This window comes from Allokutzneria multivorans, from assembly GCF_039537405.1.
In the GTDB taxonomy this organism is placed as follows: Bacteria; Actinomycetota; Actinomycetes; order Mycobacteriales; family Pseudonocardiaceae; genus Allokutzneria; species Allokutzneria multivorans.
In genome coordinates, this window is record NZ_BAABAL010000019.1 from 531,263 (window position 1) to 554,459 (window position 23,197).

Annotated in this window: 21 protein-coding genes; 8 read left to right on the plus strand and 13 right to left on the minus strand. The window is 70.3% G+C overall.

Going from position 1 to position 23,197, the window contains the following annotated elements; translation table 11 throughout:
• Positions 1-336: 336 nt before the first annotated feature.
• Positions 337-1,569 carry an FAD-dependent oxidoreductase gene (locus tag ABD798_RS30510; RefSeq protein ID WP_344882445.1) on the plus strand — a complete coding sequence of 411 codons (1,233 nt, stop codon included), beginning with the start codon at positions 337-339 and terminating at the stop codon, positions 1,567-1,569.
• 1 nt (position 1,570) lies between these two features.
• Here ABD798_RS30510 and ABD798_RS30515 read toward each other — a convergent pair whose 3' ends face one another.
• On the minus strand, positions 1,571-2,347 hold the full coding sequence (locus tag ABD798_RS30515; RefSeq protein ID WP_344882448.1) for a fumarylacetoacetate hydrolase family protein: 777 nt from the start codon (positions 2,345-2,347) through the stop codon (positions 1,571-1,573).
• A gap of 38 nt (positions 2,348-2,385) precedes the next feature.
• Here ABD798_RS30515 and ABD798_RS30520 point away from each other — a divergent pair, with 38 nt between their 5' ends.
• Positions 2,386-3,054 carry an HAD family hydrolase gene (locus ABD798_RS30520; protein WP_344882451.1) on the plus strand — a complete coding sequence of 223 codons (669 nt, stop codon included), beginning with the start codon at positions 2,386-2,388 and terminating at the stop codon, positions 3,052-3,054.
• Here the strand turns inward: ABD798_RS30520 and cimA are convergent.
• Positions 3,033-4,667, minus strand: a complete 1,635-nt coding sequence (gene cimA / locus ABD798_RS30525) for a citramalate synthase (RefSeq protein WP_344882454.1) — start codon at positions 4,665-4,667, stop codon at positions 3,033-3,035. The genes ABD798_RS30520 and cimA overlap by 22 nt on opposite strands.
• 636 nt (positions 4,668-5,303) lie before the next feature.
• Positions 5,304-6,797 (minus strand): aminotransferase-like domain-containing protein, encoded by a 1,494-nt coding sequence (locus ABD798_RS30530; protein ID WP_344882456.1) that lies wholly within the window; start codon positions 6,795-6,797, stop codon positions 5,304-5,306.
• A gap of 113 nt (positions 6,798-6,910) precedes the next feature.
• Here ABD798_RS30530 and ABD798_RS30535 point away from each other — a divergent pair, with 113 nt between their 5' ends.
• Genes ABD798_RS30535 through ABD798_RS30545 form a run of 3 tightly spaced genes read left to right on the plus strand, consistent with a single transcriptional unit; the run spans position 6,911 to position 9,304 of the window.
• Positions 6,911-8,149, plus strand: coding sequence for a Tm-1-like ATP-binding domain-containing protein (locus ABD798_RS30535; protein ID WP_344882459.1), 1,239 nt, complete (start codon positions 6,911-6,913; stop codon positions 8,147-8,149).
• Positions 8,146-8,973 (plus strand): phosphoenolpyruvate hydrolase family protein, encoded by an 828-nt coding sequence (locus ABD798_RS30540; RefSeq protein WP_344882462.1) that lies wholly within the window; start codon positions 8,146-8,148, stop codon positions 8,971-8,973. Before ABD798_RS30535 ends, ABD798_RS30540 begins: the two co-directional genes overlap by 4 nt.
• 4 nt (positions 8,974-8,977) lie before the next feature.
• On the plus strand, positions 8,978-9,304 hold the full coding sequence (locus tag ABD798_RS30545; RefSeq protein WP_344882465.1) for an EthD family reductase: 327 nt from the start codon (positions 8,978-8,980) through the stop codon (positions 9,302-9,304).
• Between the two features lie 108 nt (positions 9,305-9,412).
• Here ABD798_RS30545 and ABD798_RS30550 read toward each other — a convergent pair whose 3' ends face one another.
• Positions 9,413-10,471 carry a 3-isopropylmalate dehydrogenase gene (locus tag ABD798_RS30550; RefSeq protein WP_344882469.1) on the minus strand — a complete coding sequence of 353 codons (1,059 nt, stop codon included), beginning with the start codon at positions 10,469-10,471 and terminating at the stop codon, positions 9,413-9,415.
• A 297-nt stretch (positions 10,472-10,768) separates the two neighbouring features.
• Positions 10,769-14,188, minus strand: coding sequence for a S8 family peptidase (locus ABD798_RS30555; protein ID WP_344882472.1), 3,420 nt, complete (start codon positions 14,186-14,188; stop codon positions 10,769-10,771).
• On the opposite strand from ABD798_RS30555, the gene ABD798_RS30560 reads away from it, so the two are divergent.
• The gene (locus ABD798_RS30560) at positions 14,179-14,313 is read left to right on the plus strand and encodes a hypothetical protein (RefSeq protein WP_344882475.1); all 135 of its coding nucleotides are present in this window, start codon (positions 14,179-14,181) and stop codon (positions 14,311-14,313) included. The genes ABD798_RS30555 and ABD798_RS30560 overlap by 10 nt on opposite strands.
• A gap of 242 nt (positions 14,314-14,555) precedes the next feature.
• Here the strand turns inward: ABD798_RS30560 and serA are convergent, their stop codons facing one another.
• From serA to ABD798_RS30585, 5 genes are all read right to left on the minus strand, one after another.
• Entirely contained in the window at positions 14,556-16,154 is a 1,599-nt protein-coding gene (gene serA / locus ABD798_RS30565) for a phosphoglycerate dehydrogenase (RefSeq protein ID WP_344882478.1), read from the minus strand.
• A 186-nt stretch (positions 16,155-16,340) separates the two neighbouring features.
• Positions 16,341-16,607, minus strand: a complete 267-nt coding sequence (locus ABD798_RS30570; RefSeq protein ID WP_344882481.1) for a hypothetical protein — start codon at positions 16,605-16,607, stop codon at positions 16,341-16,343.
• A gap of 160 nt (positions 16,608-16,767) precedes the next feature.
• Positions 16,768-17,082 (minus strand): DUF397 domain-containing protein, encoded by a 315-nt coding sequence (locus tag ABD798_RS30575; protein WP_425549297.1) that lies wholly within the window; start codon positions 17,080-17,082, stop codon positions 16,768-16,770.
• A gap of 10 nt (positions 17,083-17,092) precedes the next feature.
• The gene (locus tag ABD798_RS30580) at positions 17,093-17,281 is read right to left on the minus strand and encodes a DUF397 domain-containing protein (protein WP_344883673.1); all 189 of its coding nucleotides are present in this window, start codon (positions 17,279-17,281) and stop codon (positions 17,093-17,095) included.
• Positions 17,282-17,301: 20 nt separating this feature from the next.
• Positions 17,302-18,150 carry a helix-turn-helix domain-containing protein gene (locus ABD798_RS30585; RefSeq protein WP_344883675.1) on the minus strand — a complete coding sequence of 283 codons (849 nt, stop codon included), beginning with the start codon at positions 18,148-18,150 and terminating at the stop codon, positions 17,302-17,304.
• A gap of 281 nt (positions 18,151-18,431) precedes the next feature.
• On the opposite strand from ABD798_RS30585, the gene ABD798_RS30590 reads away from it, so the two are divergent.
• Positions 18,432-18,878 carry a hypothetical protein gene (locus ABD798_RS30590; RefSeq protein WP_344882484.1) on the plus strand — a complete coding sequence of 149 codons (447 nt, stop codon included), beginning with the start codon at positions 18,432-18,434 and terminating at the stop codon, positions 18,876-18,878.
• A gap of 183 nt (positions 18,879-19,061) precedes the next feature.
• Here ABD798_RS30590 and ilvC read toward each other — a convergent pair whose 3' ends face one another.
• The 3 genes from ilvC to ABD798_RS30605 all read right to left on the minus strand — a co-directional run bounded on the left by ilvC (position 19,062) and on the right by ABD798_RS30605 (position 22,485).
• On the minus strand, positions 19,062-20,075 hold the full coding sequence (gene ilvC / locus ABD798_RS30595; RefSeq protein WP_344882487.1) for a ketol-acid reductoisomerase: 1,014 nt from the start codon (positions 20,073-20,075) through the stop codon (positions 19,062-19,064).
• Between the two features lie 68 nt (positions 20,076-20,143).
• Positions 20,144-20,650, minus strand: coding sequence for an acetolactate synthase small subunit (ilvN, locus tag ABD798_RS30600; protein ID WP_030429086.1), 507 nt, complete (start codon positions 20,648-20,650; stop codon positions 20,144-20,146).
• A complete protein-coding gene (locus tag ABD798_RS30605) occupies positions 20,650-22,485 on the minus strand; it encodes an acetolactate synthase large subunit (protein WP_344882493.1) in 1,836 nt (611 codons plus the stop codon). The genes ilvN and ABD798_RS30605 overlap by 1 nt, the downstream gene beginning before the upstream one ends.
• 289 nt (positions 22,486-22,774) lie before the next feature.
• Between ABD798_RS30605 and ABD798_RS30610 the strand changes: the two genes are divergently transcribed.
• Positions 22,775-23,185: a PH domain-containing protein gene (locus ABD798_RS30610; protein ID WP_344882496.1), complete on the plus strand. Its 411-nt coding sequence runs from the start codon at positions 22,775-22,777 to the stop codon at positions 23,183-23,185.
• Positions 23,186-23,197 lie beyond the last annotated feature (12 nt).

A 23,197-nucleotide genomic window follows, 5' to 3' on the forward strand; every position in this document is an offset into this window, starting at 1 on the left:
CCGATTCTGACTCGGCTAAGGAGGTGATTGTTATGTTCACTGGCTCGGTCAAGGGCCTGTGGAGCACAACGGTTAGCGCTTAACCTGCCTTCGCCCGGCCAAGGGGACGGGAAACCCCGTGACCGGCACCCGCGCGCCGCGATGACAACTCTCGCCGCGCGAAAGCCTTGCGGCCCTTCAATTCTCGTCACGCCACAAGATCGGCTGTGCGCGCATTTCCACTCCGCCTCCCCCGCCCGGAGGTGATCCGCCCGACGGGGGACACGCCTTGACGCCGCGTGCGGCCGGGTGCACCCTGAGGTTGTTCAACAAGCGTTGAAATTAGGGGTGATCACGATGACTTCTCCCGAGCGCACGACCTGCGTCATCGCCGGAGGCGGTCCCGCGGGCATGGTGTTGGGGCTGCTGCTGGCCAGGGCCGGTGTCGAGGTCACGGTGCTGGAGAAGCACGCGGACTTCCTGCGCGACTTCCGAGGGGACACCGTGCACCCGTCGACGCTGACGCTGCTCGACGAGCTCGGCCTCGGCGAGCGGTTCGAGCGGGTGCCGCACCGCAAGGTGGACCGCATGCGGGTGATGCTGGACTCGGGCATCGCTCCGTTCGGCGACATGAGCCGGATTCCCGGGAAGCACAAGCACATCGCCCTGGTGCCGCAGTGGGACTTCCTGGACCTGATCGCGGAGGCGGGCCGGGAGGAGCCGACGTTCAGCCTCCGCATGAGCACCTCGGTGACCCGGCTCGTCAAGCGCGGCACCAGGGTCGCGGGCGTGGAGTACCGCACGGCCGACGGGCGGACCGGCGAGCTGCACGCGGACCTCGTGGTGGCGTGCGACGGACGGCACTCGACCGCGCGCGCCGGAGCCGGGCTCACGAGCCGGTCGTTCGGCGTGCCGATGGACGTGTGGTGGTTCAGCCTTCCGCGCGGCGAGGAGGACCCGCAGGGCGGGCTCGGCCGCTTCTCCAGCGGCGAGGTCGCTGTGCTGATCGACCGGGGCGAGTACTTCCAGTGCGCCTACCTGATCAGGAAGGGCTCGGACGCGACGGTCCGCGCGGAGGGCATCGAGGCGTTCCGCCGCCGCGTCGTGCGACTCATCCCATGGCTGGCCGATCGGATCGACGCCGTGGAGTCGCTCGACGACGTGAAGCTGCTGGACGTGAAGCTGGAGCGGCTGAGGCGGTGGCACGCTGAGGGCCTGCTCTGCATCGGCGACGCGGCGCACGCGATGTCGCCGGTCGGCGGCGTGGGCATCAACCTCGCCGTGCAGGACGCGGTCGCCGCGGCGCGCATCCTGGCGGAACCATTGCGGCGGGGCACGCTCACCGCGAAGGACCTCGCAAAGGTGCAGCGGCGGCGCTGGTTGCCGACCGCGCTCACGCAGGGCATGCAGCGGGTGATCCACAAGCAGGTGCTCGGCAAGACCCTGGGCACCGCCAACGCGCCCACCCCGGGCGGAACGCCGCTGCCCATCCGCCTGCTCCGCAGGTTCCCGCTGCTCCAGGCGATCCCGGCGACGCTGGTCGGGATCGGCGTGCTCCCCGAGCACGCCCCCGACTTCGCCCGCCGCTAGCTCAACGCTTCTTGGCCACCACGGGGTTGGTGAGCGTGCCGAGGCCGTCGACGGTCACCGACACGCTCTGCCCGTGCTCCATCTTGCCGACGCCCGCCGGGGTTCCGGTGAGGATCACATCGCCAGGCAGCAGCGTCATGATGTGCGACACCCACTCCACCAGCGCGGGCACGTCGTGGATCATCTGCGAGGTCCGGCCGTCCTGGCGCACCTCGCCGTCGAGCTCGGTGCGCAGGCGGAGGTCGGCCACGTCCAGCTTCGTCTCGATCCACGGCCCCAGCGGGCAGAACGTGTCGTGGCCCTTGGCGCGGCCGAACTGCCCGTCCTGCTTCTGGTGGTCGCGCGCGGTCACGTCGTTGGCGACGGTGTAGCCGAGGATCGCGCTGAACGCGTGCTCGGCCAGCACGTCCTTGCAGGGACGGCCGATCACCACGGCCAGCTCGCCCTCGAAGTCGACGTGGTCGGAGCTGGCGGGCAGCCGGATCTCCGCGTTCGGGCCGACGACGGAGGTCGAGGGCTTCAGGAAGATCATCGGGTCGGCGGGCGCCTCGTTGCCCATCTCCTTGGCGTGGTCGGCGTAGTTGCGGCCGACGCAGATCACCTTGGAGGGCAGGATCGGCGCGAGCAGCCGGGTGTCCGCGAGCGGCCAGCGGCGACCGGTGAACTGCACCGGGCCGAAGGGGTGCTCGGCGATCTCGGCGGCGACGAGCGCGTCGGCCGGGCCTTCGACGGCCACGAACGCGACGCCTTCTGGATGAGCGATACGGGCAAGGCGCACGGTTCCCAGCGTAACCGAGCCGGGTTAGCGTTCCGGGTGTGCGCCTCCCAGAGCTGGTGATCTTCGACTGCGACGGCACGCTGGTCGACTCGGAACGGATCGCGAACGAGGTCTTCGCCTCGCTGATCACCGAGGAGGGACTGCCGACGAGCTTCGCCGAGTGTGTCGAGCGTTACATGGGCCGCTCGGCCAGTTCCTGCGTGAGCGACATCGAATCGGCGCTCGGCCGTCCACTTCGGACAGAGCTGCTGACGCTGCGCACCGCGCGGGTGGACGAGCGGCTGGCCGTGGAGCTGACCGCGGTCCCGGGCATCCGCGAGGCGCTGGACGCGCTCGCCGGAGCGGGAACGGCGGTCTGCGTCGCGTCGAGCAGCACGCCGCCGGAGATCGCGTTCCGCCTGCGCCGCACCGGCCTCACGGAGTACTTCGGCGACGCGGTCTTCAGCGCGACGATGGTGCCCAACGGGAAGCCCGCCCCCGACGTCTTCCTGCACGCGGCGCGCGAAATGGGCTTCCAGCCGCATTCCTGCGCGGTGGTCGAGGACAGCACGACCGGCGTGCTCGCCGGAAAGGCCGCCGGGATGCGGGTTGTCGGGCTCGCCGACCTGGTGGCCCCGGACGCTCTGCGCGCCGCCGGGGCCGACCAGGTGGTGCTGAAGGCGAGCGACATCCCGGGAGCGCTGGGCTACCAGGTCAGCGCGCGCTGAGTCATCGCCTTGTGCACCAAGGCATCGCAGAGCGCCAGCCAGCTCGCCTCGACGATGTTGCCGTGCACGCCGACGGTGGTCCACTCGCGCTTGCCGTCCCTGGACTCCACGAGAACCCTCGTGACGGCGTCGGTTCCGTGCTGGTCGGTGAGGATGCGGACCTTGTAGTCGACGAGCTCCACATCGGAGAGCCACGGCAGGTGCGGGCTGAGCGCCTTGCGCAGCGCGGCGTCCAGCGCGTGCACCGGGCCGTTGCCCTCCGCCGTCGCGATCACCCGCTCACCGGCGACGTGGACCTTCACCGTGGCCTCGGACACCACGTCGTCCTCGCCGCGGTGGTCGAGCACCACGCGGTAGGACTCCAGCTGGAAAGGCGGCTCCGGCAACGGTTCCGCACCGTCCACATCGGAGGCTTCGCGCCGCAGGAGCAGTTCGAGGGAGGCGTCGGCGGCTTCGAAGGACCAGCCGCGCGCCTCCAGTTCCTTCACCCTGCGCACCGCGCTGTTGACCGTCTCCGGCCGGCCGGTCAGGTCCAGCCCGAACTCCCTCGCCTTGAGTTCGAGGCTGGCCCGACCGGCCATCTCGGTGACCAGCACCCGCTGCCCGTTGCCGACGGTGACCGGATCAATGTGGTTGTACAGCTCCGGATCCACCTTGATCGCGCTCGCGTGCAGACCCGCCTTGTGAGCGAATGCTGACGTCCCGACATAAGCCTGGTGGGTGTCGGGTGCGAGGTTCGCGATCTCCGCTAGGGCGTGCGAGACGCGGGTGAGCTCGGACAGCGCTTCGGTGGGTAGCACCGGCATGTCGAGCTTGGTCACCAGGTTTCCCACGACGGAGAACAGATCGGCGTTGCCGGTCCGCTCGCCGTAGCCGTTGGCGGTGCACTGCACGTGGGTCGCCCCCGCCTGGACCGCCGCGACGGTGTTGGCCACCGCGCACGCCGTGTCGTCCTGGCAGTGGATGCCCACTCGGAAACCCGTGCGGGACACCACGTCCTGCACGGTCTCGGCCAGCTGGAGAGGCAGCTGGCCGCCGTTGGTGTCGCAGAGCACGACCACGTCGGCTCCCGCATCGACCCCTGCCGAGAGCACGCGCAGCGCGCATTCGGGGTCGTAGGCGTAGCCGTCGAAGAAGTGCTCGGCGTCGAGGAACACGCGTCGCCCCTGGCCGACGAGGAACGCGACGGTCTCCCCCACCATCGCCACGGCCTCCGACATCCCCGTGCGCAACGCGCGCTCGATGTGCCTGCGGTCGGCCTTGGCGACCAGGGTGATCACCGGAGCCTGCGAGTCGACCAGCGCGCGCACCTGCGGGTCCTCGTCGGGCCGCAGTCCCGGGCGGCGCGTGGAGCCGAACGCGACGAGCGCCGCGTGCCGCAGGTTCAGCTCACCGGCGGCGGCCCGCGCGAAGAACTCGGTGTCCTTCGGCATCGCCCCCGGCCAGCCGCCCTCGATGAACCCGACCCCGACCGAGTCCAGCAACCGCGCGACGGCCAGCTTGTCCGTCACGGAGTAGGAGATCCCCTCACGCTGAGCGCCGTCGCGCAGTGTCGTGTCGTAGACGTGGAAGTCGTCGCCGAGCGGGGTATCAGCCGGGGTCGTGCGGCTCACGGGAGTGCCTCGTTCCTGCTTGCGAGGGGCCTGACAAAACAAAAAGACCCCCCGCAGGATGCGAGAGGTCGGCGCGCCGGGAGCTGGAGCTCGTTACCCGGCGCGCGTGGCAATAATGACTGCCTGGGAGATGACGCGGTGCTGCGAAAGCATGGCGCGGATACTGCCACACCCCCTCACCACAATCCAACCCACCGGGACACCCCCTCCCACATCCTGGACCTCACCCCCTCCGTTGAGCACTGAACGACCCGTTCAGGTACTTCAACGCACTGAACGACCCGTTCAGTGCGCTCAACGCACCGAACGGGTCGTTCAGGGAGTTCAGCGCACCAAACGGGACTTTGGGCGGGGCCACCGCGGGCCTGGCGGACACCGCGTGCCTGCGCGGCGGGCGTCGGCGGAGCGGGCGGCGGCGGAGCGGGCGGTGGCGGAGCGGGCGGTGGCGGAGCGGGCGGTGGGCCAGCACGTCAGGGTGGCGGGACAGCCTGGCGCTGCCGAAGTTGGGGTGTCTTCAAGACCGGCAAACCCCCGCCAGCGCGGTCGCTAACCGCCACAAACCCCTTGGGCTGCGCGAAAGGACAACGGAATGGCGTGGGTTTGCTGGACTTGAAGACCCACAAACCCGGAGCTGCGTCAGGGACCGGCGCGCCAAGCGACGGCCAAGCGGCGGATGCCTTCGGTGACGGCGGCGGGGCCTGCGGCGTAGCCGATGCGGAGGTACTCGCGGAGGCCCTCCGAGGCGGAGTACGCGGGGCCGGGGACGACGAGCACTCCGTGGCGGCGAGCGCGGGCGGCGAGCGCGACGGTGTCGGACTTCGGCACCCGGACCCACAGGGCGGCGCCGCCGAGCGGACGCGCCCACTCCCACTCCGGCAACAGCTTCTGCATGGCGGCTTCGGCGGCGGCGAGGCCGGTGGACAGCTCGGCCTTGCGCTGCTCGCGCGCGGTGGCGGTGTGCGCGAGCAACTTCAGTGCGAGCAGCTGACCGGGGACCGAGCTGCCGAGGTCGGCGGCGTTCTTGACGCGCGAGAGCCTGCTGACGAGGTCGCTGGGCCCGTGGATCCACCCGACTCGCAGGCCGCCCCAGAACAGCTTCGACAGGGAGCCGACGTTGAACACCGTCGCGGGGACCCCGTGCTCGGCGGCGACGGCGGCCAACGGAGCGGGGGGAGGCCAGACCAGCGAAGTGTCCACTGTGGACTCATCGTCGATCAGCGGCACTCCGGCCGCGGCGGCGGCGCGGACGACGCGGAGGCGGTCGGCGACGTTGAGCGTCGCGCCGGTCGGGTTGTGCGCGGTGGGCAACAGGTAGACGAGCTTGGGGCGCCGCGCGATCAGCCGCTCCAGCACGTCGACGTCCACGCCACCGGGACCGCGCCTGCCGGTGCGCACGGGAACGGTGATCACCTTGGCACCGCGCGAGCGGAAGGTCTCAAGGGCGCCGCGATAGGTCGGCTCCTCCAGCACGATCTCGTCGCCGGGCTGCACGAGCCCCTGCGCGATCAGCTCGACGGCCTGCTGCGAACCGCTGGTGACGATCAGGTCGTTGCCCTGCGCGGCGACACCGCGCCGTTCAAGGCGTTCGGAGAGCTCCTCGCGCAGCCTCGGCAGCCCCGCCGCGTAGTAACCGTGGTGGCGCAACAGATCGCGGTAGTCCTCGGCGCCGACCTTCGCCGCGATCTCGGCGACCATCGGCAAGCCGGGCAGCGCTCCGGTGGACAGGTCGATGCTCTCCGGCGGATCGGCGAGGTCGGCTCCGGTCAACGGCGCGGGAACCGAGCCCTGGCGCCCCAGTCCGAGCGGTCCTCGCGAACGCGGCTCCGGCACCGGGTAGTCCACGCCGGGCCTGCGCACCCACGTGCCACTCCCCCGGCGACTGGCCAGCCACCCCGCCGCCCGCAACGCTTCGTAAGCGGCGACGACGGTCGACCGGCTCACCGCGAGCGCGCCCGCCACCGTCCGCTCCGCGGGCAGCCGCGTCCCCGCTGGCAGCTCGCCGGTGTCGATGAGCTGCTGCAACGCGTCGGCGAGGCGCTTGTGCAGCGGCCCGTCGCCGTCGGTCCAGCCGACCAGCAGGTGCACGAGCCGGGGCGCACCGATCGCTTCACTACGCACACGATCGGTCACTCGCAGTCCACCTCCATGGAATTGGCCTGGTTGCCGGGCGCCCGTTCGGAGCACCCTCTGCTCTCATAACGCGCTACTCGCATCGCCCGATCCCAGAAAGGCAGGTCGGTGGCGTGGCAACCGTCGTGCTCGTCGGCACCCTCGACACCAAGGGCGAGGAGTACGCCTGGCTGGCCGAGCGGGTCCGCGCGGGCGGGTGCGCCACCGTGCTCGTCGACACCGGAGTGCTCGGAGAGCCCGCGACACCTCCCGATGTGACCGCCGTCCAGGTCGCGGAGGCCGCGGGCGCCGACCTCGCCGACCTGCGCGCCGCCGGGGACCGGGGCGCCGCGATGGCGGCCATGGCGCGCGGGGCGGCGGTGATCACCGCGCGGTTGCACGCCGAGGGCAGGCTGCACGCGGTGGCCGGGATCGGCGGCTCCGGCGGCTCCGCCGTCGCGTCGGCGGCCATGCGGGAGCTCCCCGTCGGCGTGCCGAAGCTGCTGGTGTCCACGATGGCCTCCGGCGACACGTCGCCGTATGTCGGCGCCGTGGACGTGACGATGATGTACAGCGTTGTGGACGTCGCCGGGATCAACCGGATCTCCGAGCTGGTCCTGGGCAACGCGGCGGCTGCTGTTTCGAGTATGGCGAATGCCCATCAGCTTGCCAGGCAACGGGGTGGCGCCGCCGGCAGGCCCCTGGTCGGCGCCAGCATGTTCGGCGTCACCACCCCCGCCGTCGACGAGGCGCGCCGCGTGCTCGACGAGCTCGGCTACGAGGTCCTCGTCTTCCACGCCACCGGTTCCGGCGGCCGGTCGATGGAGGCGCTCGCCGGGAGCGGCCTGCTCAGCGGCGTGCTCGACCTGACGACGACCGAGCTGGCGGACGACCTCGTCGGCGGAGTGCTCAGCGCGGGCCCGCACCGGCTCGAGGCGGCGGGCCGCGCCCAGGTGCCTCAGGTGGTCAGCGTCGGCGCGCTCGACATGGTCAACTTCGGCCCCGCCGAAACGGTCCCGAGGCGCTTCGCCGACCGAACCCTCTACGTGCACAACGACACCGTGACCCTGATGCGCACCACCGGCGAGGAGTCCGCGGAGCTGGGCGGGCGCATCGCCGCCAAGCTCTCCGCCGCGACCGGGCCGACCGCGCTCTTCCTGCCGCTGCGCGGGGTTTCGGCCATCGACGCCGAGGGCATGCCCTTCCACGATCCCGAAGCCGACGCCGCGTTGTTCGCCGCCCTGCGCGCTGGTGTCTCCGGGTCCCCGGTCGAGCTCATCGAGCGGGACGAGCACATCAACGACGCCGCGTTCGCCGGTGCCATGGCGCACCGGCTGCACGAGCTGATCCAGTCAAGGGGACGGAACGGATGAACCGCACGGAGGCACTCGCCCGCCTGAGGTCCACTGTGGACGGTGGATCGCCGATCATCGGCGCGGGCGCGGGAACCGGGCTCTCGGCCAAGTGCGCCGAGGCGGGTGGCGTCGACCTGATCATCATCTACAACTCCGGCAGGTACCGGATGGGCGGGCGCGGCTCGCTGGCCGGGCTGATGCCCTACGGCGACGCCAACGCGATCGTGCTGGACATGGCGGGCGAGGTGCTGCCGGTGGTGCGCGACACCCCGGTGCTGGCTGGGGTCTGCGGCACCGACCCGTTTCGGCTGATGCCGAAGTTCCTCGACCGGATCGCCGACACCGGCTTCGCCGGGGTGCAGAACTTCCCCACCGTCGGGCTGATCGACGGCGTCTTCCGGGCCAACCTGGAGGAGACCGGGATGAGCTTCGCGCTGGAGGTCGAGATGATCGGCCTCGCGGCGCAGCGGGGCCTGCTCACCGCGCCCTACGTCTTCGACGCCGAGCAGGCGCGGGCGATGGCCGAGGTGGGCGCCGACGTGCTGGTGCCGCACATGGGGCTGACCACCAAGGGCAGCATCGGCGCGCGCACCGCGCTCACCCTGGAGGAGAGCGTGCGCCGGGTCCAGGAGATGCGCGATGCCGCCGTGGAGGTGAACCCGGACGTCCTGGTGCTCTGCCACGGCGGCCCGATCGCCGAGCCGGAGGACGCGCAGTACGTGCTCGACCGCACCACCGGCGTCGTCGGGTTCTTCGGGGCCTCGTCGATGGAGCGGCTGCCCACCGAGACCGCGATCACCGAGCAGGTGCGGGGCTTCAAGAGCCTCGCGAGGAAGGGGTGACGGCGTGTACCGACTGACCGTCCTCTATGGACATCCGCACGACCCCGCGGCCTTCGACGAGTACTACGAGAGCGTGCACCTGCCCATCGCCAGGAAGATGGAGGGCCTCACCGGCTGGACCGTCGGCAAGTGCGAACCGCTGGTCGCCGGGGACGTGCCGCCCTACTACATGGTCGTCGGCCTCTACGCGGAAACCCGCGAGCGGCTGGAGGAGATCCTGGCGACCCCGGCGGGCCAGGCCGCCGTCGCCGACGTGCCCAACTTCGCCACCGGCGGAGCCTGGTTCAGCTACCACGAGGAGTCCGTCGAGGTCCCGCTCACCCTCGGCTGACGCCTCTGCCCGCACCGGCTGCCGCCCCCGACCACGCCGGTGCGTCCCCCAACGAGAACGGCCCCCGCAGCTGCCCGCGGGGGCCGTTCTCGTTGCAGCGCTTGCGCATCAGGTGTTGCTGGTGACTCCGGTGCGGCTGATCACGTTGGAGGACACCAGCGCCGCGAGGCGGTCGCCGATCGCGTAGGTGGCACCGGGGGCCGAGTGGTCCCTGGTGGCCAGGTCGAAGGCCACGGCGGCCTCGATGCGGCGCGCGGACTCGGACTCACCGAGGTGGTCCAGCATCAGCGCGACGGAGAGCACCGCGGCGGTCGGGTCGGCCACGCCCTGGCCCGCGATGTCGGGGGCGCTGCCGTGCACCGGCTCGAACATGCTCGGGTTGCGGCGGGTGATGTCCATGTTGCCGCTGGCCGCGAGGCCGATGCCGCCGGTCACCGCGGCCGCGAGGTCGGTGATGATGTCGCCGAAGAGGTTGTCGGTGACGATCACGTCGTAGCGGCCGGGGTCGGTGACCATGTGGATCGTGGTCGAGTCGACGTGCTGGTAGGCCACGGAGACGTCCGGGTACTGCAGGGACACCTCCTCCACCACGCGCGACCACAGCGAACCCGCGTGCGCGAGCACGTTGGTCTTGTGCACCAGGGTCAGGTGCTTGCGCGGCCGCGCGGACGCCCTGGCGAAGGCGTCGCGGACGACGCGCTCGACACCGAAGGAGGTGTTGATGCTGACCTCGGTGGCGATCTCGTGCGGGGTGTCCTTGCGCAGCAGGCCGCCGTTGCCCGCGTACGGGCCCTCCGTGCCCTCGCGCACCACGACCATGTCGATCTCCGGCGAGTCCGCCAGCGGGCAGCGCACGCCCGGGTAGAGCCGCGCGGGGCGCAGGTTCACGTGGTGGTCCAACTCGAAGCGCAGCCGCAGCAGCAGACCGCGTTCGAGGATGCCGCTGGGGACCGAGGGGTCGCCGACCGCGCCGAGGAGGATCGCGTCGTGCTGGCGCAGTTCACCGAGCACCGACTCCGGCAGCAACTCGCCGGTGGAGTGCCAGCGAGCAGCGCCAAGGTCGAATCGGGTGATCTCGGCGGTCGGAACGACCTCACCGAGCACCTTCAGCGCCTCGGCGATCACCTCGGGGCCGATCCCGTCACCTGGGATCACCGCGAGCCGCATGCACACACCTCCTGCGAGTGCGACCCCGGGGAATCGGGGCCTGTCATGGCGCGAAGGCTACCGGCACCGGAGGTGTTAATTGCACTTTCGACGCGCAACTCAAGTCATCTCTCCCGTACTGCGGGACACCCGATCGGGTATCTCCAGTCGTGGGACCCACGACGGAGGGGACGATCAGCACTCCGTCATTAGGCAAATGCCTGCTCTGCGCACCCTTCCTGTCCACAACGCAGTGGTGCCCGGAGTGCGATCGCACCCCGGGCACCCCTGTTGTGATCTTTACCCGATCAGGTCAGCTCACCGGCGCTGCGGACCGCCGGGACGCCCGATCGGGGCAGCCCCACCGAGTTTCACGTCCTTCACGCCGACCACCTGCGCCCGCTTGCCGGTCGCGTTGTGGTGGTGCAGCAGGAGCAGGCCCTCGGACTTGTCGGCAGCCTGCGCCGCAGCGTCCCGGTTGACCACCAGTGCGGTGCCCGGCTGCGCGAGGTGGCTCAGCGCGGGCTCGCCCGCACCCTGCACCCACAGGCCCGGGTTCAGCGGGTCGAAGGTCAGCGGGGTGGCGATCTGGTCGATGGTGCCGGTGGTGTCACCCGGCGCCCGGTAGTAGCCGGCGACGCCGACCCGGTAGGTCAGCTTGGCCGACGGGCTCTCGCCGTTGACGCCCAGCGCCTTCAGCGTCACCGGCAGCACGACGACGTTGCTGTCGAAGGCGTTGGTGTCCACGTCGCCGAACTGGCCGTTGATCGGCTGGATGTCGACGGTGGTGAACCCACCGGTCGGCAGCGGCTTGCGCAGGTCGACGGTGGTGGCGACCCAGACGTCGGAGCCGGTGAGCTTCGTCGCGAAGGTCTCGAACTCCGGCCTGCCGTCGTTGGTGGTGTCGATGCTGACGAACGGCTGGGTGTTGCTGCCCAGGTTCGCCCAGTTGCCCCAGCTGACCAGGCCGAAGGCGAGCACGCCGTCCTGCGGCTTGCCCTGCATCTTGGCCAGCGGCGCGGTCGAGCCGACGCCGACGTAGCGCAGGTCGCCCGCCTTGGCCGTCTCGTTGATGGTGCAGTTCCTCGTCACCGAGCCGCCGCAGTCGGGCAGCTGGTCGGAGCGGGCCTGCATCTCCAGGACGCTGACCAGCGAGCGGTAGGCCTGCGGGCCGGTGCCCTGGTTCACGCCGCGGCCGGTCAGGTTCAGCACGCCCTGCTCCTGGCCGGGCTGGAACAGCAGCGTGTCCTTGGCGAGGATGTCCGCGGCAGGCTTCGGCGCGGCGTAGACCGACAGCCGCAGCGGCACGACCGCGCCGTTGGACGGGGTCAGCACGATCCGGCCGGAGGCGTCGGCGAGGAACTGGCGCGCCACGCCGAGCTGGGTGGTGGCCACCGTGGAGTCCACGGTCTTGCGCAGCGCGGCCGGGTCGGTGATCTTCAGCGTGACCTTGAAGTTCGCCACTCCGCGCGGGCCGACCTTCACCGTCGGCGCGGACAGCTCGTAGCTGACGCCGGGGATCGTGGTCGCGGCCTGGTAGGAGGTGCGGTACTCCACCGGCTTGACGCCCTTGTTGACGACCTTGATGTTCTTGGTCAGCGACAGCGGGCCGGAGACCTCGACGGCGCCGAAGGACGCGCTGATCGCGCCCGGGTCGTCGGTGACCATGGCCAGGACCTGGTTGTCCAGCGCGGCCTTGGCGTCGATGCGGCCGGTGCCGACGCGGTTCGGGGCGTAGACGGTGCCGTTGGGGCCGGTGCGGACCTCGATGCCCGCGGTGTTCATGACGGCCGCCTTGACCTCTTCCGGCGTCCAGTCCGGGTGCGCCTGGCGGACCAGTGCGGTGACACCCGAGGTGTGCGGAGCCGCCATCGAGGTACCGCTGATCACCAGCGGCTGGTTGCCCGAGCCGGACAGCGCGGAGGCGATGGTGTCACCGGGCGCGGAGAGGTCCGGCTTGACGATCTTGCTGTGCACGCTGCGCGAGGTGAAGGTGCTGGGCGTGTCGTTGATCGCCGGGGAGGTGGTGCTGACGCTGGAGCGCAGGTACCCGCCGAGCTTGACCTCCAGGGTGCCCGCGGTCAGGGCCGGGCGCAGCGCCTTTGTCACCGAGCCGGTGAACTGGAACATCGGCACGGTCGCGTTGCCCGCGATGCCCGCGGCGAAGTCCTCCAGGTTGGAGGAGAGCACCACGCCGAGCGCGCCCGCGGCACCGGCCTGGTTGGCCCTGGCCGCCGAACCGCACTTGCGGGTGGCGTCGTTGTCGTCCCACTCCAGCCAGGCGAACTTGCCCGCGACCGCGGCCTTGTCGGCGGCGGAGTAGGCGAGGCATCCGTCCTTGTTGTCTGCGGCGGAGAGCGCCACGACGGGCTTGGTCAGGTCGAGGGTGTCGTACTTCGCGTAGTCCTGGCTGTACTGACCGGCCTTCACGCCGACGAGGGTGTTCGGGGCGGCCACCTCGGCGCCGTCGCGGAGCACGAAGGCGTCGCGGCTGCTCGCCACCGTCAGCGCCTCGGGGGTGTTGCCAGGGGAGCCGCCGACGTCGTAGAGGTCGCCGCCGTTGCCCGCGGAGATGACCGGGAGCACGCCGTTGGCGACGAGCTTGCGGACGAACAGGCTGTCCGGGTCGTCGGCACCGCCGAAGTTGCTGCCGAGGGACATGTTGACCACGTCGAGGCGGTCGGTGAAGTCACCGTCGCCGTCGGGGTCCAGCGCCCAGTCCATGGCCTGCGAGGTCACGTCGGTGGAACCGTCGCAGCCGAAGACCTTGATGGAGTACAGCAGCGACCTGGGCGCGGTGCCCGGGCCGACGCGCATCTCGTTGAGCTGCTTGGCCGTCAGCTTGTTGTGGTCGCCCTTGAAGGCGGTGCCGTCGGCGTTGACGCCGAAGCCGCCCGTGGTGCCCGCGACGTGGGTGCCGTGGGTGCCGCAGGAGATCGGGTTCGGGTCAGGGACCGGCGTCATGGAGCCGTTCTGGCCGGTCGCGTCGTACTTGTCACCGACGAGGTCGATGCCGCCGACGACCTTCGGGGTCGGGAAGACAGCCGGGTTGGCCTTGTCGCGGTCGATCGCCGCGTAGGCCTCCTTGGTGCCCGGCCCGCCGAAGGTGGCGTGGGTGTAGTCGATGCCGTCGTCGATGATGCCGACGCGGACGCCGTCACCCAGGACGCCGTTGGACTTCCAGGTCTGCAACGCCCGGGTCAGCTGCACGGCGTTGGAGTTGCCGCGCGACTTCGGCACGACGGTGCGCACGGAGCGCACGTCCTTGCGCGAGGCCAGCTCGGTGATCTTCGCGGCGTCCGCCTGGACCACGACACCGGGAACGGCGTTGGTCGTGCGGTACAGCTCGCGGGTGCCGCCGTCGCGGGAGCGCAGCTGGCCGACGACGGAGTCAGCGGCCTTCTTGGTGTCGTCCTTGGCGCGCTGCGCCGCGGCCTTCGCCTGCTGCTTGCCCGCGCCCTTGCGCTCGGTCTCGGCGAAGGCGTCCACGGCGGGAGCCTTGTCCAGCTCGATGAACGCGGTCACCTTGCCGTTGGCCGCCGCCAGACGCGGTTCGACCTTCTGCTGCAACGACTTCGCGGACAGGCCCTTGGCAGCCGGAACCCCCTTCGCGAGGGGGTCCTGCGTGATCGGGGCCTGGGCGCCGGCCGTGCCCGCGGTGACGCCGACCGCCAGAACAGCGGCGAGCACCGCTGCGGCGGACCGCGTCGCCGACAGGCGAACCCGGGATGAACTCACTGTTGCCCTCACTGGAGGTCATCTCCGACCCTGCCGTGCGCGCCCGCCTGCACGAGCGGCTCGACCCCGCGTGGCAGCGAGGGAATCCCGGCGTGGCACCGTGCCCTCAACGGCGCCTGGTCTGACCTCGGCTGGGAACTTAACTCGGAAGAATGTCGCGGATGTTACTCCATTAGAGTGACGGGGCGACGAACGTTTTCACTTAAGTCACCGAGTTACCGCCCTCGATAACGCTTTGGGGCGCAATATCGACACGAGTCGGTTCACCTGTTGGTGAAAACCGCGCTGACCAGCGATGTCGTTGACGGCTCAACAGCACGAGGGCGGCTCCCCGAGTGGGAAGCCGCCCTCGTGGGTGGGTCGGGTGTTACTCGAAGGACAGCGAGCGGACCATCTTGGCGCCGACGGTGGCGCCGATCGGCTCCAGCACGGTGACGTCGACCGGGCGGTCCACCCGCAGCAGCATGGTGGCGTCCGCGCCGTCGGTGGTCTGGCTGATCTGCGCGGCCTCGACGTTCACGCCCGCCTCGCCGAGCAGCGTGCCGACGGTGCCCATCACGCCGGGGCGGTCCGGGTACTCCAGCAGCAGCACGTTGCCCTCGGCGCGCAGGTCGAAGTTGCGGCCGTTGATCTCCACCAGCTTCTCGACCTGCTTCGGGCCGGTGAGCGTGCCCGAGACGCTGAGCCGGGTGCCGTCCGCCTGCACGGCGACCAGCGTGACCAGGCTGCGGTGGTTGGCGCTCTCGGGCTCGGTGGTCAGCTCGACCGCGACGTCGCGCGCCTCGGCGATCGAGGAGGCGTTGACAAAGGTGACCTGCTCCTCGACCACACCGGCGAACAGCCCGCGCAGCGCGGCCAGCTGGAGGATCTTGACGTCCTCGTTGGACAGCTCGCCGCGGATCTGCACGTCCAGCGTCGCCGGGGTGCGCGAGCTGACCGCCGACAGGACGGCGCCGAGCTTCTGGGTGAGCGGCAGGTAGGGCCGCACCTCCTCGCCGACGATGCCGCCGCCGCGCACGTTCACCGCGTCCGGCACGAAGTCCCCGCGCAGCGCGAGCACGACCGAGCGGGCCACGTCGGTGCCCGCGCGGTCCTGCGCCTCGGCGGTCGAGGCGCCCAGGTGCGGGGTCACCACGACGTTGGGCAGGTCGAACAGCGGGCTGGAGGTGGTCGGCTCGGTCACGAAGACGTCGACGCCCGCGCCACCGATCTGGCCGGTGCGCGCGGCATCGGCCAGCGCGTCCTCGTCGATCAGGCCACCGCGGGCGGCGTTGACGATCAGCACGCCCTTCTTGGTCTTGGCCAGCTCGTCCGCGCCGATGAGGCCCTTGGTCTCCGGGGTCTTGGGCAGGTGGATGGAGATCGCGTCGGCCTGCGCGAGCAGCGTCTCCAGGCTGACCAGCTCGATGCCCAGCTGACCCGCGCGGGCCGGGGACACGTAGGGGTCGTAGGCGATCAGCTTCACGCCGAAGGCCGCGATGCGGCTGGCGAAGAGCTGGCCGATCTTGCCGAGCCCGACCACGCCGACGGTCTTGCCGTTGAGCTCGACGCCGCCGAGGGCGCTGCGCTTCCACTTGCCGTCCTTGAGGCTCGCGTCGGCCTCGGGGATGCGGCGGGCCACGGCCAGCAGCAGCGCGACGGCGTGCTCGGCGGCCGAGACGATGTTGGAGGTGGGCGCGTTGACCACCATGACACCGCGCGCGGTCGCGGCGTCCACGTCGACGTTGTCCAGGCCCACACCGGCGCGCGCGACGACCTTGAGCTTGGTGCTGGAGGCCAGGGCCTCGGCGTCGACCTGGGTGGCGGAGCGCACGAGCAGCGCGTCCGCCTCCGCGAGCGCGGCGAACAGGGCGGGGCGGTCGGTGCCGTCGACGTGACGGACCTCGACCTCGTCTCCGAAGACATCCAGCACGGACGGCGCCAGCTTCTCGGCGATCAGGACGACCGGGCGAGGTGACTTGCTCACAGGTGCTCTCCAGGAAATGGGCTCGGCCTCATGCGGCCAGGACGACGAGCATCGGGCCACCGCGTTGTAACCCGGAGAACCCGCAGTGTATCTGCGGGGTTACCACGGCGTTTCACGTGCCGGAGCACCAAAGCCGTGATCCCCGACGCACCACGCACCGTGCCCACCCGCACACGCGCCCACCCCTCACGGCCGCAACGCCCTGAATGACTCATTGAGGTGCTTGAGCGCCCTGAACGACCCCTTCAGGACCCTCAACTCCCCCAACGGCCCTTTCAGGTACTTCACCGCACCAAACGACCCGTTCAGGGAATTGAGCGCACCGAAGGAGCCGTTCGCTGCCGCCGTTGAGGCCCTGAACGGGTCCTTCGGGTACTTGAACGCGCTGAACGACCCGTTCAGTGCGCTCAACGCGTCAAAGGAGCCGTTCGCAGAGGAGGTGGTGTGGGCCAACGTGCTGAACGAGTCATTGACGTGGTTGAGCGTGGTGAACGAGCCATTGAGGTGGTGGAACGAGCGCTGAGGTGGTGGGGACGAACCCCGAGCGGGGCGGAAAACGCGAGCGGGCGGCCCGTCGCTCTCCGGGCCGCCCGCTGCTCTCGTGCTCTCGCGTCTAGACCGGCTTGTCGAACTCGTACTCGAACTCGCCGTCGTTGGCGCCCGCCACGAAGGCGGTCCACTCACCGGGGTTGAAAACCAGGACCTGATCCGGGTCGTCGCTGTTGCGCAGGCCGGTGTAGGTCACACCGTCGGTGTGCCGCACCTGCGCCATCTCGACCCGGCCGGAGGGCAGGCTCGCGTCGCCCTTCCACTCGGCCCCGCTGAAGTCGATCTCGTCGCGGACACCGGCCTTGTCGTCGAACGGCAAGCCGCGAGACTCCGCCGTGCCCTCGATCACACCGAGACCGTCCTCACCCTGGCCGCGCACCTGGCGTGAGTCACTTCCCGGTCCAGCGACCCTCGCGGACGCCCGCGAGGAAGCCGTGCCACTGCGCCGGTGTGAACACCAGCACCCCGGCGTCCGGGTTCTTGGAATCCCGGACCCCCACGGTCTGCGCCGCGAAGGCGACCTCGACGCAGTCGTTGCCGCCACCGCTGTGGCTGCTCTTGCGCCATTCCGTGAACATCCCCCGACGCTCGTCGACGCTCACGACAACTCCTTTGCCCTAGAGGCGATCAGCGCGACGGATTCCTCCGTGCCGAGCGCCGCCGCCCGTACATGATCGAATACCGTGCCGTACCAGCGGATTTCCTCTGGTTTCTCCAGGTACAGACCACTGGTGAGGGTGTCCAGGTAGACCACGGTCGGGTCCTCCGGATTCGGGAATCCCAGAATCACGAACGGGCCGTCCACGGCCGCGTGGGCACCCGCTCCGAAGGGCAGGACCTGAAGTTCGATGTTCGGCTGCGCCGTCATCTCGACCAGGTAGTCGAGCTGCTCGCGCATCACCTCGTCCCCGCCGACCTTGCGGTGCAGCACCGCCTCGTCGATGACCATCCACAACTTGGGCGGCTGGTCGCGCTCGAGGATGGACTGGCGCGCCCTGCGCGCGGCGACCCTGCGCTCCACGTCGTCGGTGTCGGCCTTGGGCCGCACCGCGCGGAAGACGGAGCGGGCGTAGTCCTCGGTCTGCAGCAGACCGGGCACGAGCTGCGCCTGGTAGCACCGGATCGAGGCCGCCTCGGCCTCCATCCCGACGAACGCGCCGGTCAGCACGTCGCTGTAGTTGTGCCACCAACCCTTTTGCCTGGCCATCCTGGACAGCTCGACCAGTGCGTCCTGCCGGTCGCCCTCGACGCCGTAGAGCTGGAGCATGTCCCGGACGTCGCGCGGGTTGACGCCCGTCCGCCCGGTCTCGATGCGGCTCACCTTGGCGGCGGAGCACTCCAGGTGCCCGGCGACGTCCTCGCAGGTCAGTCCGGCGGCTTCGCGTAAGCGGCGCAGTTCGGATGCCAACCGGCGACGCCGCACGGTAGGGCTGTGGCCGGCAGTCACGGTCTCCCTCTCCAGTAATGACGATGCGTGGTCCCGATCGACCTTCATACGGTCAGGATCGTCCAAAACACGCCTCGGCGGGAACTCGCCGCAGTGTGCACGCGGCGGAAAGGGTGTCGCAATCGCTTGTCCTACTGCCGGGCACAGTCTCACCCAATCGTGTCATTCGCAGGATGTACGTTGCATTTCTCCGTGAACGTCTTGCACGCTTAGTGCCGACGGGGTCGCTCTCCGGAGTTTCACCAGGAGATCCTCCCCGTACACCAGACGATCGGGAGCGGGTGGGGGTTGTGTGGCTGCCGGGAAAGTCGTTGCTGGACGTCCGCGAGGCGCCGAGCGACTGCTCCGTGCAGGGACGCGACTGCTACCGCGACGTGGCGAGCACGCTGGCCGAACTGGAGGCCCTCGCGCTCGCCCAGCCCGATGAGAACGCCAAGAACGCGCTCCTGCGCACGGTCCACGGCTGGCAGTTCCTGCTGGCGCAGCACCGCAGCACCGGCCGCAGGCGGCCCCGCTGCCGGCTCTGCGGAACCAGCTGGCGGGACGGTGGTTGGCCGTGCGCGACCTGGTGGATCGCCTACGCACAGCTGTGCGTGGTGCCGGACACCACCGACGAGAGGCCGTCCCGGCTCGCGTCCCCCTCCCCCCACTCGGGTCGGGACGGCTTCCCGTCACGCGTCGCGGCGCAGGACACCGCGCGACTGCCCCGCGTCTGCCCCACGAACTGAAGATGCCTTGTGCAGCCTGCAAATCACGCAGGCGCGATCGGTTGTGCGATGTGCAACCAGACCACAGTGGACGGTCCAGCGTTCACCCGTTCCCCAGCAGACCCTTCTGCCTCAGCGGTGAACGTGGCAGACAGAAGGGGGCGCCCCCGGAGTTCCGGGTGCGCCCCCCACTCATGAGACGGCTCAGGCGGTCTCGGTGATCGGGCGGTCCACCCACGACATCAGGTCGCGCAGCTTCTTGCCGGTCTGCTCGATCGGGTGCGCTGCCGACTCCTCGCGGTACTTGGTGAACGCCGGGCGCCCGCCGTCCATCTCCGCGACGAGCTCCTTGGCGAACTCCCCGCTCTGGATCTCCGCGAGGATCTTGCGCATCTCCTCCTTGGCGCGGGCGTCCACCACGCGCGGGCCACGGCTGTAGCCGCCGTACTCCGCGGTGTCGGAGACCGAGTAGAACATCCGCGAGATGCCGCCCTCGTACATCAGGTCGACGATCAGCTTCAGCTCGTGCAGGCACTCGAAGTAGGCGATCTCCGGCGCGTAGCCCGCCTCGGTGAGCACCTCGAAACCGTTCTGCACCAACGAGGCCACGCCGCCGCAGAGCACGGCCTGCTCGCCGAAGAGGTCGGTCTCGGCCTCCTCCTTGAAGGTGGTCTTGATCACGCCGGCGCGGGTGCCGCCGATGGCCTTGGCGTAGGACAGCGCCAGCGCCTGGGTCTCACCCGAGGGGTCCTGCTCCACCGCGATGAGGCACGGAACGCCCTTGCCGTCGACGAACTGGCGGCGCACCAGGTGACCGGGGCCCTTCGGGGCGACCATCGCGACCGCGACGTTCGCGGGCGGGGTGATGAGGCCGAAGCGGATCGCCAGGCCGTGGCCGAAGAACAGCGCGTCGCCGTCGTTGAGGTTCGGCGCGATGTCGGTGGTGTAGAGGTCGCGCTGCTTGTGGTCGGGGATCAGGACCATGATCACGTCGGCCTCGGCGGCGGCCTCGGCGGGGGTGATCACCCGCAGGCCCTCCTCCTCGGCCTTCGGACGGGACTTCGAGCCCTCGGGCAGGCCGATCCGGACGTCGACCCCGGAGTCGCGCAGGCTGAGCGCGTGGGCGTGGCCCTGGCTGCCGTACCCGATCACCGCGACCTTGCGGTTCTGGATCACGCTCAGGTCGGCGGCGTCGTCGTAGAACATCTCCACGGACATGGTGCTCGGTGGTCCTTCCAGTAATGGCGAGAAAACGGCGGTTCAGCGTTTCAGGGGGCTCAGCGGGCTCAGCGGACGGCGGCGGCGGTGATGGAGCGGGCGCCCCTGCCGATCGCGACCATGCCGGACTGGACCATCTCCCTGATCCCGTACGGCTCCAGCATGCGCAACAGCGCGTTGAGCTTGTCGGCGGTGCCGGTGGCCTCGACCGTCACCGCTTCTGGCGAGACGTCGACCACCTTGGCCCGGAAGAGCTGGACGGTCTCCAGCACCTGGCTGCGCACCGTCGCGTCGGCCCTGACCTTGACCAGCAGCAGTTCGCGCTGCACGGCCGTCGGCGGGTCGAGCTCGACGATCTTGATGACGTTCACCAGCTTGTTGAGCTGCTTGGTCACCTGTTCCAACGGTAGTTCGTCGACGGAGACCACGATCGTCATCCGCGAGACCTCGACGTGCTCGGTCGGGCCGACGGCCAGGGACTCGATGTTGAAGCCCCTGCGGGAGAACAGCCCGGCGACCCTGGCCAGCACGCCCGGCTTGTTCTCGACCAGCACGCTCAGCGTGTGCCTGCTCATCACTCGTCTTCCTCGAACAGCGGGCGGATGCCGCGCGCGGCCATGATGTGGTCGTTGCCGGTGCCCGCGGCCACCATCGGCCACACCTGGGCGTCCTTGCCGACGACGAAGTCGATCACGACGGGGCGGTCGTCGATCTCCATCGCCTGCTTGATCACGGCGTCCACGTCGTCCTTGGACTCGCAGCGCAGCCCGACGCAGCCCAGCGCCTCGGCCAGCAGCTTGAAGTCGGGGATGCGGTGCTTGTGCGTGCCCAGCTCGGTGTTGGAGTACCGCTTGTCGTAGAACAGGGTCTGCCACTGGCGGACCATGCCCAGGTTGCCGTTGTTGATCACCGCGACCTTGATCGGGATGTTCTCGATCGCGCAGGTGGCCAGTTCCTGGTTGGTCATCTGGAAGCAGCCGTCGCCGTCGATCGCCCAGACCTCGGTGCCGGGCATGCCCTGCTTGGCGCCCATGGCGGCGGGCACCGCGTAGCCCATCGTGCCGAGGCCGCCGGAGTTCAGCCACGTCCCGGGCTTCTCGTAGCGGATGAACTGCGCCGCCCACATCTGGTGCTGGCCGACGCCCGCCGCGTAGATCGCGTCCGGGCCGACCAGCGCGCCGATCCGCTCGATCACGTACTGCGGGGCGAGGGTGCCGTCGGTGGGCTCCTCGTAGCCGAGCGGGAAGGTGTCCCGCCACGAGTTGAGCTGCTTCCACCACGGGGAGATGTCGGCGCGCTCGGTCTCGAACTCCGCGCGCACCGCCTCGATCAGCTCGCCGATGACCTCCTTGCAGTCACCCACGATCGGCACGTCGGCGCGGCGGTTCTTGGAGATCTCCGCGGGGTCGATGTCGGCGTGCACGATCTTGGCCTCGGGCGCGAAGGAGTCCAGCTGCCCGGTGACGCGGTCGTCGAAGCGCGCGCCGAGGGTGATCAACAGGTCCGAGCGCTGCATCGCCGCGACCGCGGCGACCGTGCCGTGCATGCCGGGCATGCCCAGGTGCAGCTGGTGGGAGTCGGGGAACGCGCCGCGCGCCATCAGCGTGGTGACGACCGGGATGCCGGTGAACTCGGCCAGCTCCAACAGCTCCGCCGACGCCTGCGCCTTGAGCACGCCACCGCCGACGTAGAGCACCGGGCGCTGCGCCGCGGCGATCAGCTTGGCCGCCTCGCGGACCTGCTTGCCGTGCGGGCGCACCGTGGGCCGGTAGCCGGGCAGCTTCATCTCCGGCGGCCACGAGAAGGACGTGGTGGCCTGCAGCACGTCCTTGGGCACGTCGACCAGGACCGGGCCGGGACGACCGGTGGCCGCGATGTGGAAGGCCTCGGCGACCGCCCTCGGGATGTCCGCCGGGTCGGTGACGAGGATGTTGTGCTTCGTCACGGGCATCGTGATGCCGCAGATGTCGGCTTCCTGGAAGGCGTCCGTGCCGATGGAGGACCGGGCGACCTGGCCGGTGATCGCCACGATCGGGACCGAGTCCATGTAGGCGTCGGCGAGCGGGGTGACCAGGTTGGTCGCGCCGGGACCCGACGTGGCCATGCACACACCGACCCGGCCGGTGGCCTGCGCGTAGCCGGTCGCGGCGTGCCCGGCGCCCTGTTCGTGGCGGACCAGGATGTGGCGCACCTTGGTGGAGTCCAGCAGCGGGTCGTACGCGGGGAGGATGGCGCCGCCCGGGATGCCGAAGACGACCTCGCATCCGGCGGCTTCGAGGGAGCGGACAAGGGACTGCGCACCGGTCACCCGGATCGGGGCCCCGGACGGGGGCGCGGGGCGGGGGCGCGCACCCTGGGGATTCTGCGGGGCCTTGGGCACCGCTGCCGGTCGCGATGTGGCGCTGGTCATCGTGTCTGCCTCGTGGGTGTCGAGTTGACTTGGGGCTGTCCGGGCAACAAAAAACCCCCGCAGGCCGATGGTGGGCCGTACGAGGGTGGCGCGTCGACGAAGACTTCCCTAGGCGTCGACGCGCCCGGGAAGTACGAGGACCCCGATGAACGGGAAGTTGCGCAGCAGCACGCGAATGACGCTAGCGCCAATGGCGTAGCAGCGTCAACTCTGCGGGATTCCCTTCCCGGATGCTGGACACGACCGGGGGACACGAGGTGCCTCGTGCGCAGGTGGGAGCATGTTCGGCGTGGTATTCCAACTTCCGAAGGTCGCGCTCCTGCCGATCGTGCTGCTCGCGGTCTGCGTGACGCCGGTCGCCTTCGGCGCGCCCGGTCTGCAGCTCGTCTACCTCATCCCGCTCGCGCTGGTCTGGCACGTACTGCGCGCGCGGACCGTCGCCGGGGCGGACGGGGTCCTCGTGCGCACCGCGCTCGGCTCGCGGCGCATAGAGTGGGGCGCGGTGACGTCCCTGCACCTGGGACGCCCCAACAAGGTCAGCCTCGTGCTCAACGGCGGCGAGCGTCTGACCCTGCCTGCGGTGCGGCTCGGCGACCTGCCCGCGCTCGCGAAGGCCAGCGGTGGCGTGGTGCCCGATCCCAGCGCGACCGCCGAGAAAGCTCCCGACCAGGGCGTAGCCTCGACAGACACCGACGAGTAGTTCCTGCTTTCC

What these genes read in the sequence shown, in the direction of transcription:
- ABD798_RS30560 (WP_344882475.1), top strand. Translation starts at nt 14,179, where the DNA reads ATGAACTCACTGTTGCCCTCACTGGAGGTCATCTCCGACCCTGCCGTG.
- ABD798_RS30550 (WP_344882469.1), bottom strand. Translation starts at nt 10,471, where the DNA reads ATGCGGCTCGCGGTGATCCCAGGTGACGGGATCGGCCCCGAGGTGATC.
- ABD798_RS30510 (WP_344882445.1), top strand. Translation starts at nt 337, where the DNA reads ATGACTTCTCCCGAGCGCACGACCTGCGTCATCGCCGGAGGCGGTCCC.
- ABD798_RS30540 (WP_344882462.1), top strand. Translation starts at nt 8,146, where the DNA reads ATGAACCGCACGGAGGCACTCGCCCGCCTGAGGTCCACTGTGGACGGT.
- ABD798_RS30580 (WP_344883673.1), bottom strand. Translation starts at nt 17,281, where the DNA reads ATGTTCACGGAATGGCGCAAGAGCAGCCACAGCGGTGGCGGCAACGAC.
- ABD798_RS30605 (WP_344882493.1), bottom strand. Translation starts at nt 22,485, where the DNA reads ATGACCAGCGCCACATCGCGACCGGCAGCGGTGCCCAAGGCCCCGCAG.
- ilvC (WP_344882487.1), bottom strand. Translation starts at nt 20,075, where the DNA reads ATGTCCGTGGAGATGTTCTACGACGACGCCGCCGACCTGAGCGTGATC.
- ilvN (WP_030429086.1), bottom strand. Translation starts at nt 20,650, where the DNA reads ATGAGCAGGCACACGCTGAGCGTGCTGGTCGAGAACAAGCCGGGCGTG.